Below are 17,403 nucleotides of genomic sequence, written 5' to 3'. Positions count from 1 at the left end.
GCCATCCGGCTGGGTCGTGACCTGGCCGGTGAACTCCTTGCCATTGACGGTCAGGGTGACGGTGTCGCCGACCTTGACGTCGCCGCCGACCTTACCGGTGACAGCGATGTCCTTGCCCGCTTCTTCGGCGTTGACGATGCCGTCGCCGGCGATCGTGTCGATGGTGATGGAGGCTTCCGGCGGCAGCGTGTCGACGACCGTCGACGTTTCGCCCGGCAATCCGGGAGTACCTACCTCGTTAGTATAGCTGCCGTCCGGCACCCTGACGGTCACGGTGCCTTCGAAATTGTTGGGTACTTCAAGATCACCGGTCCACTTGGTGGGGTCGGTCGGGTCGGGACGCAGGTTGGTAACCTTGCCGTTCTCAACGAGGACATCGTTGAGATCGAACCCGACAGGGCGCTCGGTGAACTTGAAGGTGACGGTACCGTCGTCGTTGATGGTGACAACGACGGAGGGGCGGACCGGAACGACAGGCGTCGTGCCGCCATCGTCGTCGTTGCCGCCCACGCCGCTGCCGGACATGCGCGGAAGAATATCGTTGCCGCGCGACGGGTTCGGATAGGCCAGGTCCAGCGGGGTCGTGGTTTCAAGAATGCGGGCCAGGCGCACGAAGCTGCTGCCGCCGGCATCGCCGCCGCCGGCCACGACGGCAGCGGTGGGATCCAGTTCATCGAACGGGTCGCGGCCGTCGCGCAGGGCGGCCAGCAAGCGGTCGGAGTCGGTGCCGGAGGGCGGAGCCACGGCCGCTTCGGACGGGTCGGCCAGGGGACCGGTCATGTCGCCGGTCACGGCAACTTCGCGGCCTTCGCCGATGACGATCGGCATGCCGTTCTCGACCTGAAGCGAAACCGTGGCGCCCGAGGCAGTGACGACGTCGCTGCCGGCGGGGACCTTGCTGCCTTGATGCAGTTCAGTCAGGGAACCGTCGCTATTGCGTATCCACGCGCGACCGGAGATTTCGTTGACGACTGCGGGAGAAGTGTTGGCCATGTTGGTTCCGTTTCAGGGAGTTATCCAAGATGGCCAGATACTAGATTGCGCCGCCGGCGCGGGATATTGTCCTCAAGGACAGTATCAGGAAGTAATTTTGATTTTGGCGTCGGCGGGGGCAGAAATGCCGTGGACGAGCAGGGCGAGCTGCAGGCGGTCGGTTACGCCCAGCTTTTCGAAAACGGCTGACAGGTGGGCCTTGACCGTGCGTTCGGTAATGCCCAGGGCTTCGGCGATCTGCGCATTGGCTTGGCCGCTGGAGGCATAACGGGCCACGGTGATTTCACGCTCCGTCAACACCCCGCCGTCCCAGGAGCTCTCGTCCTGAGCGCGTTCGGCAACCAGCTTGAGCAGGCGCGACACCAGCGAACGGCCCATCCAGATGCCGCCAGAGGCGACGACTTCCAGTGCCTGCGACAGCGAGGCGGCCGAGGCATAGCCGTGGCAATAGCCATGCGCGCCGGCGCCCAGTACCCGGGTGCCTTGCTCGTCGTTCGGACTGGGGCTGGCGACCACCACGTGCAGGTCCGCGAGCGTCGCGGCCCAGATGGGATCCTGCCAGGAAGGCAGCCGGGGCAGGTCCGCATCCAATACCGCCAGAGTGCGGCCCTGTTCGCGCCAGCGTTGCAGGTCGGCCAGGCCGCGCCCGCGGGCCGCCAGCCAGCGGGCCGGGTTCAGGCCGCGCCAATGCTGCCACAACAGGTCGTCGTGCGTAATCAACAGGACAGGAACGGGTTTCATAAAGCCTTGCAGCCCTCCTTTAACGTTCGGTAAAGGCATTCGCCTTGGCGCGCAGTATGGGCTTGAGCAGGTACTGCAGCACCGTGCGCTTGCCAGTCAGGATATGAACCTCCGCCACCATCCCGGGGATGATGGGCAACAGTTTGTCGCCTACCGTGCTGCGGTCCGTGCGGACCCGCACCACATAGTAGGAATTGCCTTTCTCGTCGGTCACGGTGTCCGCGCCGATTTGTTCCACCTTGCCTTCGAGGCCGCCGTAGATGGCGAAGTCGTAGGCCGTGAATTTCACTTCCGCCTTCTGGTCGGCATGCAGGAAGCCGATGTCGCGCGGCTGGATGCGGACCTCGAGCAGCAGCGTGTCGTCCTTGGGCACGATTTCGATGATGTCCTTGCCAGGCTGGACCACGCCGCCGACCGTGTTGTTGAACAGCGTCTTGACCGTGCCGCGCACCGGGGCGCGGACCTCGGCCAGCTTCACGCGATCGGCCAGCGCCAGCTTGCCTTGGCGCAGGGTAGCCAGCTTGGTGTTGGTTTCCGAGAGTTCGTTGCGGGCCTGGTTGCGGATGTTCAGTTCGGCTTCCTGGAGCTTGCTTTCGGCTTCCTTGATGGAGGCCTGGAAGCGGTCGATCTGGGCTTCGGCGCCTTTCTGTTCGCCGCAGTAGCGGGCCACGTCGCGTTGCAGGCGCAACAGGTCGACTTCGGACACGGCGCCGCTCTTGAGCAGGGGACGGGTCACCTGCAACTCGCGCGAGGTCAGGCCGCAGCTGGCCGAGGCCTGGTCGCGTTTGGCGATCGTTTCGCGCAGGTCTTCCTGGCGCTGCTTGAGCTGTTCGCGGGCAACGTTGACGGTGGCGTTCAATTCCGTGGTGCGCGCCTGCCACGCATTGCGCTCCATTTCCACCAGTCCGGGCGCCTGCGCCAACACTTCCGGGGGAGCCACGAAGGGGTCGCCGGTGGCCAAGGCCTGCAGGCGGGCCGCCTTGGCGAGCAGGGACAGGTATTCGGCGTTGTTCTCGCCCAGCGACGAGGCGAACCGGGTGGAGTCGATCTTCAGCAGGATTTCGCCGGCCTCGACTTCCTGGCCCGGACGCACCAGGATTTCCTCGACGATACCGCCGTCCAGACTCTGGATGATCTGGACCTGGCGCGAGGGTACGACCTTGCCTTCGCCGCGCACGACTTCGTCGATGCTGCCGGTACCGGCCCAGAACAGCAGCCCGCCGGTGGCCAGCAGGCTGACCCACAGCAGGATGCGCGAACCGCGCGCCTGCGATTCATGGATGACCCATTCCGCGTTGCCTACGTAGTCGGAGCGTTGCTGGGGCTTGCCTTTTTCGGTTCCGTCCAGCAGGCGGTCGAAGAAGAACACGAACACGCCGCGCAGCTTGCGCCACAAGCTTCCAAACAGGCCGTGCCGGGTTTCGCCAGGATTGTTCAGCATGGTTTCCTCAGCTTCCGCGTCCGACGCGTCCTTGACGCAGTGCCTCGACCACTTGCTCCTTGGGACCGTCGGCCACGATATGGCCGTTGTCGATCACGATCAGGCGGTCGACCAGGTCCAGCAGGGCGGTGCGGTGCGTGACCAGCAGGATCGTCTTGGTGGCGCTGGCTTCACCCAGCCGCTTGCGCAGCTGCGCTTCACTCTGGTGATCCATGTTGCTGCTGGGCTCGTCCAGCAGCAGGATGGGCGGATCGTTGATCAGGGCGCGGGCCACCGCCACCGACTGGCGCTGACCGCCGGAGAGGGATTCGCCGCGTTCGCCGATGATCATGTCGAAGCCATCGGGGTGCAGGTTGGCGAAGTCGGTGACGCCCGCCATGTTGGCGGCCGCCAGGATGCTGGCGTCGTCGGCGTAGGGCGCGCCCATCGCCAGGTTGTGCTTCAGGCTGCCATAGAACAGCAGCGGGTCCTGCGGCACGTGGCCGATGGCGCGGCGCACGTCGGCCGGATCGATCTGCCGCACGTCCACGCCGTCCAGCAGGACTGCGCCCTCGGTAGGTTGGTACAGCGCCAGGGCCAGCTTCTCCAGCGTGGTCTTGCCGGAGCCGATGCGGCCGATGATGCCGACCTTTTCGCCCGGCTTGAGCTTGAAGGACACTTTCTTCAGCACCGGCTGCTTGCTGCCGGGATAGCTGAAGGTCACGTCGCGGAACTCAATGCCGCCATGGAAGACCGGGCGATGCAGGAATTCGGCTTCCGCCGGACGTTCGATCGGCAGCTTCATATAGTTGTCGATCGAACCCAGCGAGGTGCGCGCGTTCTGGTACTGCATCAGCAGTCCGGCGACCTGGCCGAGCGGGGCCAGGCAGCGCCCGGCGATCATGGAGGCGGCGATGATGCCGCCCATCGATATGGCGGATTCCTGGGCCTGGTAGACGCCGATGATGACGACGGAAATCGACACCAGTTGCTGGATGGCCTGCACGAAGCCGACCGTGGACGACGAAATCAGCTTCAGTTTGCCGCCGGTCAGGGCGATGTACTCGGTGGCGCGCTCCCAGTTGCGCTGGATGGAGCCCTGCGCGTTGAGCGTCTTGACGGACTCCAGACCGGTCAGGGCCTCGACCAGGGTCGCATTGCGCTGCGACGAGGCCTGGTAGGAAGCCATGGTGAGGGATTCCATGCGGGCTTGCGCGGCCAGCGACACCAGCAGGATCAACACGATCGCGACCAGCGGCGGCAGCACCATCCAGGGCGAGATCCAGGCCAGCGCCAGCAGGAACAGCAGAATGAAGGGCAGGTCGACCAGGGTGGTGATGGTGGCCGATGCGATGAAGTCGCGGATGGATTCGAATGAACGCAGGTTGGCGGCGAAGGAGCCCACCGACACCGGCCGGCCTTCCATGCGCAGGTCCAGAACGCGTTCCATGATCTGCGCCGACAGGCGCACGTCGACCCGTTTGCTGGCGCTGTCGACCACGTGGGAGCGCGCAGTGCTCAGGATCATGTTGAAGATCACGACCAGGGTGATGCCGATGGCCAGCACCCAAAGCGTTTCGACAGCGTTGTTCGGCACGACGCGGTCATACACGTTCATGGTGAACAGCGGCATCGCCATCGCGAAGACGTTGATCAGCAGGGCGGCGATCAGCGCGTCGCGGTACAGGCGCCGGTTTTCCATGATGGCGGCCCAGAACCAATGGCGTTCGCGCACCTTGGCGACTTCGGGCGCGCGCGCGTCGAAACGGAACTGCGGGCGCACGAAGCACACCAGTCCGGTGTATTGCGCAGATAGTTCCGCGGCGCTCATTTCCATGGAGCTGCCGCCCAGTTCGGGGTGGCTGACGACGTAGTTTTCGCCGTCTTTCTTCAGCAGCAGGCAGGCGCGTTCGCCGTTGAGCAGCAGGATCGCGGGCAGCAGGTCTTGCGAAATGCTTTCCAGCGTGCGCTTGACCACGCGGGCCGAGAGCTGGGCACGCGCGGCGGCGCGCGGCAGCAATGCCGGCGTCAGCTTGTGTTCTTCCAGCGGCAGGCCAGCCGACAGCGCCTGAGCCGTCGCCGTCACGCCATGCAGCCGGGTGATTTCAACCAGGCAGTCCAGCAGCGGGTCGTCGTGCGCCGCGCGCGCGTCAGCGCGCCACTCCCGGGCCGCCATTTCAGATAACTTGTCCATCTTCGTCATCCAGCAGGTCGAGGTGTTCGGAGAGGCGCGCGCGCTGTTGCTTGCGCTGGGTCAGCTTTTGTTGAGCCTGGATAGGCAGGTCGGTCATACGCAAGGTGCCATTGGCTATCAGCGCGTCGATCAGGTCTTCCAGGACGCGGACGAAGTCCGCATCCAGTTGTGAGAAGTCGTTGCCCTGTTTCTGCATATGGTCTCCTTGCGCTTGCATCGCCTAGGGTTTGGCCTTGGGCGAGTTTACCGGGATGAACGTGGGCGGCAGGTTGCCCTCGTTGTATTGCACGCGCACGGGCGCCAGGCGGGCCGAGTCGGGGATCGTCGAGTTGCAGAGCTTGATGACTTCGTCGGAGACTTCCAGCTTGCCGTTTTCTTCAGGCATTTCGTTGCGCGCGGGCTGCAGCGACAGCGCCGGCAGCAGCGCGTGCGACAGCGCCAGCCAGCGGTATTGCGCGATCTGCAGGTCATACAGCGCGTTGGTCAGGGCGCGGCGCGATTCGAACAATTCGTTTTCGGTGTCCAGCAAGTCCAGCAGCGAACGCTGGCCGATCTGGAATTGCTGGCGGTAGGCTTCGCGCACCTTGGTGGTGGCCACTTCGTGGTCACGCAGGAAGGGCAGCTTCTGGCTCAGGCTGGCGACGTTGTTCCAGGCCACGGCCAGGTCCTGCTGCACATTGCGGCAGGTGTAGTCGCGGATGTCGCGCGCGGCATAGGACTGCGCGGAGGTCTGGCGCACGCGGGCGGAGTCGGAGCCGCCGCGATACAGGTTGTAGCTCATGACAACCTGGACGCTGGAGTTCTGGATGTCGCGGTTTTGCGGCGTCGGGTCGTTCTGGTCGCGGCCGGTGGCGGCCACGAACTCGAACTTGGGCGAGAAAGCGCCCTTGGACGAGGCGACGCCTGCCTGGGCGGCCTGCAGCCCGGCCTGCTTGGACAGGAAGCTGGGGTTGCGGCGCAGCGATTCGTTGAAATCGGCGGGTTTGACCGGCAGCTTGCCGCTGATATCGGGCGTGGGCTGCATCGCTTCAGGGGGCAGGGCACCGGTGACGCGCTGGAAACGCTGTTGCACGTCCAGCAGGTTGGCGGTTTCGGTCATCAGGTTGGTCTGGGCCAGCGCCAGGCGCCCGCCGGCCTGTTCCAGGTCGACGCGGCGGCCCACGCCCGATTCGGCGCGCTCATTGATCTGCTTGAGCGTTTCTTCGTGCAGGGTGTAGTTCTGGCGCGCCAGCAGTTCCATGTCGCGATAGCGCTGCAGGTCGATATAGGCCTGCACTGCGCCGAAGGCGGTGTTGTCGCTGGTCGCCAACAGGTCATAGAAGCGCGCCAGCTTGTCGAAGCCGGCTTGCTTGACGTCGTTGCTCGTACGGAAGCCGTCGAAAATCAGTTGACGCAATTCCACGCTATAGCCGGGGCGGTTCCAGCTCTGCGACCCGACTCCGGGCACGTTGTTGCGGTATTCGCGGCCCACGTAGCCTTGCGCATTGATCTGCGGGAAGAACGCGCCGCGAGCGACGGCCTGGCCTTCCAGCGAAGCCTGGAAATCATGGTACTTGGCCTGGATTTCCGGGTTGCTGAGCAGGGTCTGCTCGACGACCTGGTTCAGAGTGACCCCAGCTGCCCCGGAGGCGGGGGCTGCTGACTGTGCAAATGCCGCAGGAACGAATGCCAGGGCAAGGACCGAAGTCGTGCTTTTGAGCAAAAACGAAGCCATAGTGATTATTCGCGAGTCGAGTTAGGAATTAATGGCCGCCATATTGTGTGGAAATGTCAGATTTGACGAGTCAATATTTGTTAATTCTTGACGAAGTTTTCCGGTCGGCAGTTTGGGTTTCTTCGCGCATCATCTCTTAATTAGCTTGAATTTGCACTAATTTCGCGATATTCCAGATTTGTGATCCGGTTTAATGCAGGATAAATGCGGTTTATTGCGCTTTATTTCGCGGTTTGGGTGAACACGGCGCACAACGATTATATCGGTTTGATAATTTTGTATCTGTTTTAAATACCCGAATTTGTATCTGTAACTGTTTGGTTGCGGTTCGATTGAGGTATGGAAATAAGACGAAGTGACCTCGCCATGTCTTAGCATGGTAGTGCTGGTACTGGTATATAAGGTGCAATTGTACTAGGTTGAGACCCTGTGCATAATTCGCTCATGCCGCAGTGGCTGGCGCCCGGGATCGTTGTTTGAACCGCGCGCGGCACGAGCCGGATTGTCTATTTGCAGAGCGCATCCATGGCCCAAACTCTTTACGACAAACTCTGGGACGCCCACGTCGTCCATCAGGAATCAGACGGCACCTGTCTGCTCTATATCGACCGCCACCTGGTGCACGAAGTCACCAGCCCGCAGGCGTTCGAGGGCCTGGCGATGGCCGGCCGCAAGCCGTGGCGCACGGGCGCCAACCTGGCAGTCGCGGACCACAACGTGCCGACGCTGAACCGCGCCCAGGGCATCGACGATCCGATTTCGCGCTTGCAGGTGGACACGCTGGACGCCAACTGCGAAAAGTACGGCATCACCGAATTCCGCATGAATGACCTGCGCCAGGGCATCGTGCACGTGATCGGCCCGGAGCAGGGCGCGACCCTGCCCGGCATGACCGTGGTCTGCGGCGACTCGCACACCAGCACGCACGGCGCCCTGGGTGCGCTGGCCTTCGGCATCGGCACTTCCGAAGTGGAGCACGTGCTGGCGACCCAGACGCTGCTCATGAAGAAAGCCAAGAGCATGCTGATCAAGGTCGACGGCGAATTGCCCTTCGGCTGTACGGCCAAGGACGTGGTCCTGCACATCATCGGCATCATCGGCACGGCCGGCGGCACGGGCTACGCCATCGAGTTCGCCGGCAGCACGATCCGCGCCCTGTCCGTGGAAGGCCGCATGACCGTCTGCAACATGGCCATCGAAGCCGGCGCTCGTTCCGGCATGGTGGCGGTGGACGACAAGACCGTCGAGTACTTCCGCGGCCGTCCCTTCGCGCCCACGGGCGTGCTCTGGGATCAGGCGGTGGGCTACTGGCGCACCCTGCATACCGATGAGGGCGCCAAGTTCGACGCCGTGGTGCAAGTCAACGCCCGCGACATCAAGCCGCAGGTCACCTGGGGCACGTCCCCGGAAATGGTGCTGCCGGTGGATTCCCGCGTGCCGGACCCCGATCGCGAAAAAGACGACGTGCGCCGCAGCGGCATGGAGCGCGCCTTGCAGTACATGGGCTTGAAGCCGAACACGCCGCTTACCGATATCCGCGTGGATCGCGTGTTCATCGGTTCTTGCACCAATTCGCGCATCGAAGACCTGCGCGCGGCTGCGGCGGTCGCACGCGGCAAGCATGTGGCCTCCAATGTGCGCCAGGCCATGGTGGTGCCGGGCTCGGGCCTGGTCAAGCAGCAGGCCGAGCGCGAAGGGCTGGACAAGATCTTCATCGAGGCGGGCTTTGAGTGGCGCGAGCCGGGCTGCTCCATGTGCCTGGCCATGAACGCCGACCGCCTGGAACCGGGCGAGCGTTGCGCCTCCACCTCGAACCGCAATTTCGAGGGCCGGCAAGGGCAGGGCGGGCGCACCCATCTGGTCAGCCCGGCCATGGCCGCCGCAGCCGCCGTCGCCGGCCATTTCGTCGACGTCCGCACTTTCCGTTAAGCGTCACGCACCGAGTATCGACATCATGCAAGCATTTACCACTCACGAAGGCCTGGTGGCTCCGCTCGACCGCGAAAACGTGGACACGGACCTCATCATTCCCAAGCAGTTCCTCAAATCCATCCAGCGCACCGGCTTTGGTCCGAACCTGTTCGATGAACTGCGCTATCTGGACCATGGCGAACCCGGCATGGACAACAGCAAGCGTCCGCTGAATCCGGATTTCGTGCTGAACCAGCCGCGTTACCAGGGCGCTTCGGTGCTGCTGGCGCGCAAGAACTTCGGCTGCGGCTCCAGCCGCGAACATGCGCCCTGGGCGCTGACGCAGTTCGGTTTCCGCGCCATCATCGCGCCGTCCTATGCCGACATTTTCTTCAACAACAGCTTCAAGAACGGTCTCTTGCCCATCGTTCTGTCGGAACTGGAAGTCGCGCGCCTGTTCGACGAAGTGAAGGCTTTCCCCGGCTACAAGCTGCGCGTCGACCTCGACCGCCAGGTCGTGGTGGCCGCGGATGGGCGCGAGATGGGTTTCGACATCGAACCCTTCCGCAAGTACTGTCTGCTCAACGGCTTTGACGATATCGGGCTGACCCTGCGCCAGTCGGACAAGATCCGCGCTTTCGAGGCCGAGCGCCTGGCCCGTCATCCGTGGCTGGAAAGCCGTCCCATCGCCTGACGCCACCATTCTTCTGATTACAGGATCGTTTTCGTATGACTCACAACATCGCAGTCTTGCCGGGTGACGGCATCGGCCCGGAAATCGTCGAACAGGCCGTGCGCGTCCTGAAGGCGCTGGACGTGTCCTTCGATATCAAGCAAGCGCCCGTGGGCGGCGCCGCCTTCGATGCGTTCGAGCATCCGCTGCCGCCGGCCACGCTGAACCTGGCCAAGGAATCGGACGCCGTGCTGTTCGGCGCCGTGGGCGACTGGAAGTACGACAGCCTGCCGCGCGAGTTCCGCCCCGAGCAGGCCATTCTGGGCCTGCGCAAGGCGCTGGGCCTGTTCGCCAACCTGCGTCCGGCCATCCTGTATCCGGAACTGGCCAGCGCTTCGTCGTTGAAGCCCGAGATCGTGTCCGGCCTGGACATCCTGATCATCCGCGAACTGACTGGCGACATCTATTTCGGCACGCCGCGCGGCGTGCGTTCCTCGCCCGACGGCGCCTTCACCGGCGAACGCGAAGGCTACGACACCATGCGCTACGCGGAATCCGAAGTGCGCCGCATCGCACGCATCGGCTTCGAATCGGCGCGCAAGCGCAACAAGAAGCTGTGCAGCGTGGACAAGGCCAACGTGCTGGAGACCTCGCAGTTCTGGCGCGACATCGTCATCGAAGTGGCGCGCGAGTATCCCGACGTGGAACTGTCGCACATGTATGTCGACAACGCCGCCATGCAGCTGGTGCGTAACCCGCGCCAGTTCGACGTCATCGTGACCGGCAATCTGTTCGGGGACATCCTGTCCGACGAAGCGGCCATGCTGACGGGCTCGATCGGCATGCTGCCTTCGGCTTCGCTGAACGCCGGCGGCCAAGGCTTGTACGAGCCCAGCCACGGTTCCGCGCCCGATATCGCCGGCCAAGGCATCGCCAATCCGCTGGCAACCATCCTGTCCGCGGCCATGCTGCTGCGCTATTCGCTGAATCTGGCGCCGCAGGCTGACCGCATCGAGGCCGCCGTGCGCCGTGTGCTGGCCGACGGCCTGCGCACCGCCGACATCTTCGAGCCGGGCACGACCAAGGTCGGCACGGCGCAGATGGGCGACGCAGTGCTGAAAGCGCTGGCCTGATCTTCTCGGGATCGAGCCGCCGGGCGCCCGTGCGCCTGGCGGTTGAAGCGCCGTAAAACAAGGGGCAGCCCGGCTGGGTCGCCCCTTGTTTTGCTGTTGTGGCATCGCCTCGAAAGCGCTCTGTATCCATTGCGGCCCCTATTATTTCTAGCTGCGCCGCAACATCCGGCCGTGCATTCTGATAAATTGTTGAATTGCACGGCTTTTTCCCCTGGACCCTAGTCTCCACACCTTTAAAGAGCGATTGAAATGAATCAAGCAGTAGGCCTTGTCGGCTGGCGCGGTATGGTCGGCTCGGTGCTCATGCAACGCATGCGCGACGAGAACGACTTCGCACTGATCGAACCGGTGTTTTTCTCCACCAGCAACGCTGGCGGCGCCGCGCCCACTTGGGCCACTGGCGCAGGCCCGCTGCAAGACGCCTACAACATTGACGCTCTGAAAAAACTGCCGATCATCGTGACGGCGCAAGGCGGCGACTACACCTCCGAGGTCTATCCCAAGCTGCGCGGCGCAGGCTGGAACGGCATCTGGATCGATGCCGCCAGCACCCTGCGCATGGCCGATGACGCCATCATCGTGCTGGATCCGGTCAACCGCCCGGTCATCGACGCGGCGCTCAAGCGCGGCGTGCGCAACTTCATCGGCGGCAACTGCACCGTCAGCTGCATGCTGATGGGCCTGGCCGGCCTGTTCAACAACGACCTGGTCGAATGGATGACCTCCATGACCTACCAGGCTGCTTCCGGCGGTGGCGCGCAGCACATGCGCGAGCTGCTGACCCAGTTCGGCGAGATCAACGGGTCGGTCAAGTCGTTGCTGGACGATCCCGCGTCGGCCATCCTGGAAATCGACCGCGGCGTGCTGGCCAAGCAAAAGGATCCGGCGCTGCCCCACGAGCACTTCGGCGTGCCGCTGGGTGGCAACCTGATTCCCTGGATCGACAAGGATCTGGGCAACGGCATGTCCAAGGAAGAGTGGAAGGGCGAGGTCGAGACCAACAAGATCCTGGGCCGCGGCGCCGCCTTCGGCACGCCCGCCACGCCGATCGACGGCCTGTGCGTGCGCATCGGCGCGATGCGCTGCCACAGTCAGGCGCTGACCATCAAGCTCAAGCGCGATGTGCCGCTGGACGAGATCGAAGCGCTGATCGCCGAAGGCACGCAGTGGGCCAAGGTCGTGCCCAACACCAAGGAAGCCACGGTTTCCGCGCTGACGCCGGTCGCTGTTACCGGCACGCTGGACATTCCCGTGGGCCGTCTGCGCAAGCTGTCGATGGGCTCGCAGTACCTGGGTGCTTTCACCGTGGGCGACCAGCTGCTGTGGGGCGCCGCCGAGCCGCTGCGCCGCATGCTGCGCATCGCGCTGGCCGAAGCCTGACGCCGTTGCAGGCGGCGTTCGGCGCCGCCTGAGCAGGCACGCAAGGCAAGCAAGGGCACCTCAGGGTGCCCTTGCCGTTTGCAGGGCGTCTGTACCGTGCCGGCGGACAGGCCCGCCAGCAAGCGCGGCCGGGCCTTTCAGGTTTGTGAAATGCGCATGATCCATTACACTTTTCCCGTGAATTGATGCCAGTTCTCACCGATATGGCGTGATCCGGCTCCAGCCCGCAAGTCGACTACAAGACGGAATTCCAGCTTATGACCCAGCGTTCGCGCCAAGTGAAGCATGCCCGCCGTTTAAAAGCCCTGCAGTGGGCGATTGCGCTGGCGATTGGCTCAAGCGTGTGCAGTACCGCCATGGCCATGCGCGTGGGGCATTCGCGGGTGGTTTCCGTGCCGGGCGCGCCGCTGCAGGCGGTGGTGGGATTGCAGGAACTCACGCCCGAGGAAATCGCATCGCTCAAGGTGTCGGTGGCCGACGAGGCGTCCTGGCAACGCGCGGGCCTGAAACCGCCGGTCCCGCTGGCAAGCATGGTGGTCCGGGTTGAGGACGGCCTGGACGCCACGCGCAAGAATCTGCGCGTGCGGGCCTCGCAGCCGCCGGCCAGCGGCGCGGTTGATCTGCTGCTGGATATCAGCTCCAGCTCCGGGCAGCGCCAGGTGCAGGTCAGCATCCTGGTGCCGTTGCGCGGCACCACGGCCGATGTGACGCCGGCCGCGGTCGGCACGCCGGGGCGTGCGGCGGGATCACGTTCGGTCAACGTGAAGTCCGGCGACAATCTTTTCGCGATCGCGCAGCGCAATGCCGTGCCCAACGCGTCGGTCTATCAGATGCTGGTGGCCTTGTGGCGCGCCAATCCCGAGGCATTCATCCAGAACAATATGAATCTGGTGAAGGCTGGCCAGAGGTTGACGATTCCCGACGCGGCCACCGTGCGCGCGGTGGATCCGGCCGAAGCGCGGCGCATCTTCAATGAGCATGCCGAGGCATTCGCGAAGTACCGCGCGCGCATCGGCGCGGCGGCCGGCGCGAATCCGTCCGTGGTCCAGGGGCAGGGCGCGGCTTCGGGCAGCGTTGCGCCTCCCGCTGATGCCGGGGCGGCCAGCGCATCGCCGCCGCAGGATCGCGTTCGCTTGTCCTCCGGGCAGGCGCAAGACAGCGCGTCGGCTCAAGCCGAGGCGCAGGCTGACGCCAGGACGTCGAGCGAGCGCGCCATGGCCGATGTCCAGGGGCGTGTGAGCCAACTGCAGAGTAATGTCGACGATTTGAACAAGGCGGTGGCACAGCAGGGCGCCGCTGGTGCAACGGGCGCTTCGGGTGCAACCGGCGCTTCGGGTGCAACGGGCGCTTCGGGTGCAGCGGGCGCTTCGGGTGCCGCGGGCGCTTCGGGTGCAGCGGGCGCTTCGGGTGCAACGGGCGCTTCGGGTGCAGCGGGCGCTTCGGGTGCAACGGGCGCTTCGGGTGCAGCGGGCGCTTCGGGTGCAACGGGCGCTTCGGGTGCAACGGGCGCTTCGGGTGCGGCGGGTGCTTCGGGTGCAACGGGCGCTTCGGGTGCGGCGGGTGCTTCGGGTGCAGCGGGCGCTTCGGGTGCAACGGGCGCTTCGGGTGCGGCGGGTGCTCCGGGTGCGGCAGGCGCTTCGGGCGCTGCGGGTGCGGCAGGCGCTGCGGGTGCGGCAGGCGCTTCGGGTGCAGCGGGCGCTTCGGGTGCAACGGGCGCTTCGGGCGCTTCGGGTGCAGCGGGCGCTTCGGGTGCAGCAGGCGCTCCGGGCGCGGCAGGCGCTCCCGGCGCAACAGGAACGGCAGGAGCCGCGAGCACTCCCGGCGCCGCCGGCGCTTCTGGGACACCTTCGCCAGATCAGGCCGCCGGTACGCCGGCAGGCAAGGATTCTGCCTCGGACATGCCTGCGTGGCTGGCCGGCAATCTGCTCGTTATCGTCACCGCAGTGCTGGCGCTGATCGCATTCGCGATTGCCTGGCTCTTGCGCCGGGCCGGCGCGCGGCGCGGGGACGATGACGAGGAAACCTACGAATTCAACGAGCCAGCGCTGGATACGGCGGCGCTGAACCGCAAGCTCGGAAGCATCAATCTCGACCTGGACGAACCGCCCACGGACGAACCGCACCGTGTCGGCGGGCCACGGGTTTGATACATGTCTAGAGTTGCATTGGGGCTGGCGTATGACGGCTCCGCCTGGCAGGGTTGGCAGACACAGCCGCATCGGCAAACGGTGCAGGACACGCTGGAGGCCGCCCTGGGCAGTTTTTGTGGTGTGGAAGGGCCGGTCGCGACCATCTGCGCCGGCCGTACGGACACCGGTGTGCACGGCGCGATGCAGGTAGTCCATCTGGACACCGAGCTCGATCGCCGGATGGAATCCTGGGTCCGGGGGGTGAATGCCTTCCTGCCACCCAGTATTTCGGTCCAGTGGGCGCAGCCGGTATCGGACGAATTCCACGCGCGATTTTCCGCGCGCGCCCGCACCTACGTTTATCTGTTGTGGCGCGGCCGCGTTCGGCCTGCGTTGTGGGCCGGGCGGGCTGGCTGGTGTTTTCAGCCGCTGGACGTCGATGCCATGCGGGCCGCGGCAAACGCCTTGCTGGGCGAGCATGACTTTTCCAGCTTCCGTTCCTCGCAATGCCAGGCCAAGCATCCCGTGCGTCATCTCTACCGGCTGGACATCGATGAACGCGGGCCGTTCCTGGTGTTCACCCTGAAGGCCAATGCCTTCCTGCATCATATGGTGCGCAACATCATGGGCGCACTATTGCAGATCGGGCAAGGGCGCGAATCGGTGGACTGGATGGCGCAGTTGCTGTCCTGGCGCGACCGCAAGCGGGGCGCGCCGACCTTCGCGCCCGATGGGCTGTACCTGTCCGCCATCGATTATCCGGAAGCGTTCGGCCTGGATGAGCTCGACGGGGGATCGCAGTTGCTGTCGCCGTTTACTCAAACCTATTAGGGATGTCGCCGGCAACGGCGATGCCTGTCCATATCCGATGGAGGCTCTTGCCATGCAACGCCGCGCGTTTTTGAAGCAGACCGCCCTGGGCGGCGCCGCCCTGGTCGCTCCGGCGTTCGCGCAGGAAGTCCCGTCGACCGAGGAAAACGCCAGCGCTGTCCCGTCGGAACCGCCGTCGGCTCCGCAAGAGGCTCCGGCCAGTCCGCCGCCCGCTCCGGTGGCCGCGCCCGAAGCGCCCGCGGTGGTGGCAGCCCCATCCAAAGTCGCATGGCGGCTGGCCTCCAGTTTTCCCAACGAGTCTCCCACCTTGTTCGCCGGCGCCGAAGACGTGGCGCGTTACGTGAACGAGGTGACCGACGGGCGCTTCAGCATCGAGATCTTTCCCGCCGGCGACCTGGTGCAGCCGGGCCAGGTGCTGGAAGCCGTGCAGCACCGCGTCGTCGATTGCGGCCATACGGCGTCGACCCGCTACTTCGATATCGACCCTGCGCTGTGCTTTGACGCCGGCGTGCCGTTCGGCCTGAACACGCGGCAGATGAATGCGTGGATGACGCAGGGCGAAGGCCTGGCGCTCACGCGCGTGCTGTTCGACAAGTACAACATCCTGAACTTTCCCTGCGGCTATACCGGCGCGCAGATGGGCGGCTGGTTTCGCGGGGAAATCAAGACCGTGGACGACCTGCGGGGGCTCAAGGTGAAGGCCGGCGGGTTCGCCCGCCATGTGCTGGCGCGGATGGGCGCGACGCCCGTGGACGTTCCGGTGGCCGAAGCCTATGGCGCGCTGGAGCAGGGCGTCGTGGACGCCGTGGCGTGGATCGGCCCGTACGACGATGAAAACCTGGCGCTCTATAAAGTGGCCAGGAATTACTATTTTCCGGGCTGGTGGGCGGGCACGCTGCAGCTGTCCTTGTATGTGAACCAGGACGCCTACGACGAGTTGCCCAAGCCGTATCAGTCCGCTTTGACGCTGGCATGCCGCATGGCGACTGCCAACATGATCGCCAAGTACGACGCTGGCAATCCGGATGCGCTGCGCCGGCTGGTGTCGCGCGGTGCGCAGTTGAAGGCGTTTCCCAAGCCGGTCCTGCAGGCGAGCTACGAGGCGTCGCTGGCCGCCTACCAGGAAATGAGCGCCAAGGATCCCATGTTCAAGAAGCTGTACGACAGCATGGCGGCGTTTCGTGACAAGGAAACGCCCTGGTTCCGTCTGGCCGAGGGCAGTTTCGACAATCTCGTGGCCACCATGGGCCAGCCCGCCGCGTAGGCGGTGCCTGCACGCCGGATATACTGATTCGACCAGCCGCGCAGGGCGGCCAAGCAAGCGAAGAGTTTCATGCGCACACGCATCAAGATCTGTGGATTGACCCGGGAACAGGACATCGACGCCGCCGTTGCGGCGGGCGTCGATGCGATCGGTTTTGTGTTTTACGCCAAGAGCAAGCGTTGCCTGACGCCGACGCGCGCAGCTCAGTTGCGGCGCATGGTGCCGGCCTTTGTCGACGTGGTGGCCTTGTTCGTGAATGCGCAAGAGGCCGAGGTGCAGGCCGTGCTGGACCAGGTCAAGCCGGAGCTGCTGCAGTTCCATGGTGATGAAACGCCGCAGGATTGCGCGCGCTACGGTCATCGCTTTCTAAGGGCATTCCGTGCCGGCGCGCCCGGTCTGGATACCGCGGAAAGCCTGGCCTCTTCGTGCCGCGCCTATGGCGAAGCCGCGGGCTGGCTGTTCGACAGCTACAGCGCGGGATACGGCGGCAGCGGCCATGGCTTCGACTACACCCTGTTAGACGAGGTGAGGGCCGATCCGGTGTCGCGGCCCCTGATTCTGTCGGGCGGCTTGAACGCAGAAAACGTCGGGCAGGCGGTGGAATTGGTCAGGCCTTGGGCGGTCGATGTGAGTAGCGGCGTGGAGCTTGAGCAAGGAGTTAAAAGTTCTGATAGAATTTCGTTCTTCGTTGCTGCAGCGCAAGCGGCAGACGCGAAGCTGAAGGGAAATTAGTTAGTGCAGTGCAGGCGGTTTGAAGCGGTGCGGCAATGCTGAAAAGCGGTGCTTAAAGTTTCTTGGAACAAGTTCCTAAGAACGGACTCTTCAAAACGCGTTGCGCAAGGAAGTTTGAAGGCATGCGAAAGTAAACGCCGCAAATTTCGAAGCGCAATAAATAATGCAAAAAATCTTGTTAGACGATTTGCATAGTTTAAAAAAGCACTATATAATTCTTCTTCTTTGCAGGCGGTTAGCTCAGCTGGTTAGAGCGCCACGTTGACATCGTGGAGGTCGTTGGTTCGA

Annotated in this window: 13 protein-coding genes and 1 pseudogene; 8 read left to right on the top strand and 6 right to left on the bottom strand. The window is 64.3% G+C overall.

Going from position 1 to position 17,403, the window contains the following annotated elements; genetic code table 11:
• The 6 genes from N5C88_RS30925 to N5C88_RS30900 all read right to left on the bottom strand — a co-directional run.
• Positions 1–993: retention module-containing protein (locus N5C88_RS30925; protein WP_280016882.1), on the bottom strand; the 993-nt coding region annotated here is incomplete at its 3' end.
• A gap of 84 nt (positions 994–1,077) precedes the next feature.
• A complete protein-coding gene (locus N5C88_RS30920) occupies positions 1,078–1,734 on the bottom strand; it encodes a response regulator transcription factor (protein WP_059371199.1) in 657 nt (218 codons plus the stop codon).
• A 19-nt stretch (positions 1,735–1,753) separates the two neighbouring features.
• The gene (locus N5C88_RS30915) at positions 1,754–3,175 is read right to left on the bottom strand and encodes an HlyD family type I secretion periplasmic adaptor subunit (RefSeq protein WP_059371198.1); all 1,422 of its coding nucleotides are present in this window, start codon (positions 3,173–3,175) and stop codon (positions 1,754–1,756) included.
• A 7-nt stretch (positions 3,176–3,182) separates the two neighbouring features.
• On the bottom strand, positions 3,183–5,357 hold the full coding sequence (locus N5C88_RS30910; RefSeq protein WP_118934949.1) for a type I secretion system permease/ATPase: 2,175 nt from the start codon (positions 5,355–5,357) through the stop codon (positions 3,183–3,185).
• Complete coding sequence (locus N5C88_RS30905) at positions 5,332–5,544, bottom strand: hypothetical protein (RefSeq protein ID WP_042792889.1); 213 nt, start codon at positions 5,542–5,544, stop codon at positions 5,332–5,334. Before N5C88_RS30905 ends, N5C88_RS30910 begins: the two co-directional genes overlap by 26 nt.
• A gap of 24 nt (positions 5,545–5,568) precedes the next feature.
• The gene (locus N5C88_RS30900) at positions 5,569–7,062 is read right to left on the bottom strand and encodes a TolC family outer membrane protein (RefSeq protein WP_059371196.1); all 1,494 of its coding nucleotides are present in this window, start codon (positions 7,060–7,062) and stop codon (positions 5,569–5,571) included.
• Positions 7,063–7,587: 525 nt separating this feature from the next.
• Between N5C88_RS30900 and leuC the strand changes: the two genes are divergently transcribed.
• From leuC to N5C88_RS30860, 8 genes and pseudogenes are all read left to right on the top strand, one after another.
• Entirely contained in the window at positions 7,588–8,991 is a 1,404-nt protein-coding gene (gene leuC, locus N5C88_RS30895) for a 3-isopropylmalate dehydratase large subunit (RefSeq protein ID WP_059371195.1), read from the top strand.
• Between the two features lie 25 nt (positions 8,992–9,016).
• A complete protein-coding gene (leuD, locus tag N5C88_RS30890; protein ID WP_054458281.1) occupies positions 9,017–9,667 on the top strand; it encodes a 3-isopropylmalate dehydratase small subunit in 651 nt (216 codons plus the stop codon).
• Positions 9,668–9,702: 35 nt separating this feature from the next.
• Positions 9,703–10,779 (top strand): 3-isopropylmalate dehydrogenase, encoded by a 1,077-nt coding sequence (gene leuB / locus N5C88_RS30885; RefSeq protein WP_118934947.1) that lies wholly within the window; start codon positions 9,703–9,705, stop codon positions 10,777–10,779.
• A gap of 249 nt (positions 10,780–11,028) precedes the next feature.
• Positions 11,029–12,159, top strand: coding sequence for an aspartate-semialdehyde dehydrogenase (gene asd, locus N5C88_RS30880; protein WP_059371193.1), 1,131 nt, complete (start codon positions 11,029–11,031; stop codon positions 12,157–12,159).
• Positions 12,160–12,416: 257 nt separating this feature from the next.
• Positions 12,417–14,306 (top strand): FimV/HubP family polar landmark protein, encoded by a 1,890-nt coding sequence (locus N5C88_RS30875; protein WP_280016881.1) that lies wholly within the window; start codon positions 12,417–12,419, stop codon positions 14,304–14,306.
• Between the two features lie 3 nt (positions 14,307–14,309).
• Positions 14,310–15,119 carry a tRNA pseudouridine(38-40) synthase TruA gene (truA, locus tag N5C88_RS30870; protein WP_118933334.1) on the top strand — a complete coding sequence of 270 codons (810 nt, stop codon included), beginning with the start codon at positions 14,310–14,312 and terminating at the stop codon, positions 15,117–15,119.
• 52 nt (positions 15,120–15,171) lie between these two features.
• Complete coding sequence (locus N5C88_RS30865) at positions 15,172–16,383, top strand: ABC transporter substrate-binding protein (RefSeq protein WP_118933333.1); 1,212 nt, start codon at positions 15,172–15,174, stop codon at positions 16,381–16,383.
• Positions 16,384–16,443: 60 nt separating this feature from the next.
• A pseudogene (locus N5C88_RS30860) lies at positions 16,444–17,115 on the top strand (phosphoribosylanthranilate isomerase); the annotation flags it as partial.
• Positions 17,116–17,403: the final 288 nt, after the last annotated feature.

Source organism: Achromobacter sp. GD03932, assembly GCF_029839485.1.
Lineage (GTDB): Bacteria > Pseudomonadota > Gammaproteobacteria > Burkholderiales > Burkholderiaceae_B > Achromobacter > Achromobacter bronchisepticus_A.
Note: the sequence above shows the minus strand (reverse complement) of the source record. Positions and strands in the feature narration are given on the sequence as shown.

Excerpts from the sequence above, each read along its gene's own strand:
- N5C88_RS30920 (WP_059371199.1), bottom strand. The coding sequence starts at position 1,734 with ATGAAACCCGTTCCTGTCCTGTTGATTACGCACGACGACCTGTTGTGG.
- N5C88_RS30915 (WP_059371198.1), bottom strand. The coding sequence starts at position 3,175 with ATGCTGAACAATCCTGGCGAAACCCGGCACGGCCTGTTTGGAAGCTTG.
- N5C88_RS30910 (WP_118934949.1), bottom strand. The coding sequence starts at position 5,357 with ATGACGAAGATGGACAAGTTATCTGAAATGGCGGCCCGGGAGTGGCGC.
- N5C88_RS30905 (WP_042792889.1), bottom strand. The coding sequence starts at position 5,544 with ATGCAGAAACAGGGCAACGACTTCTCACAACTGGATGCGGACTTCGTC.
- N5C88_RS30900 (WP_059371196.1), bottom strand. The coding sequence starts at position 7,062 with ATGGCTTCGTTTTTGCTCAAAAGCACGACTTCGGTCCTTGCCCTGGCA.
- leuC (WP_059371195.1), top strand. The coding sequence starts at position 7,588 with ATGGCCCAAACTCTTTACGACAAACTCTGGGACGCCCACGTCGTCCAT.
- leuD (WP_054458281.1), top strand. The coding sequence starts at position 9,017 with ATGCAAGCATTTACCACTCACGAAGGCCTGGTGGCTCCGCTCGACCGC.
- leuB (WP_118934947.1), top strand. The coding sequence starts at position 9,703 with ATGACTCACAACATCGCAGTCTTGCCGGGTGACGGCATCGGCCCGGAA.
- asd (WP_059371193.1), top strand. The coding sequence starts at position 11,029 with ATGAATCAAGCAGTAGGCCTTGTCGGCTGGCGCGGTATGGTCGGCTCG.
- N5C88_RS30875 (WP_280016881.1), top strand. The coding sequence starts at position 12,417 with ATGACCCAGCGTTCGCGCCAAGTGAAGCATGCCCGCCGTTTAAAAGCC.
- truA (WP_118933334.1), top strand. The coding sequence starts at position 14,310 with ATGTCTAGAGTTGCATTGGGGCTGGCGTATGACGGCTCCGCCTGGCAG.
- N5C88_RS30865 (WP_118933333.1), top strand. The coding sequence starts at position 15,172 with ATGCAACGCCGCGCGTTTTTGAAGCAGACCGCCCTGGGCGGCGCCGCC.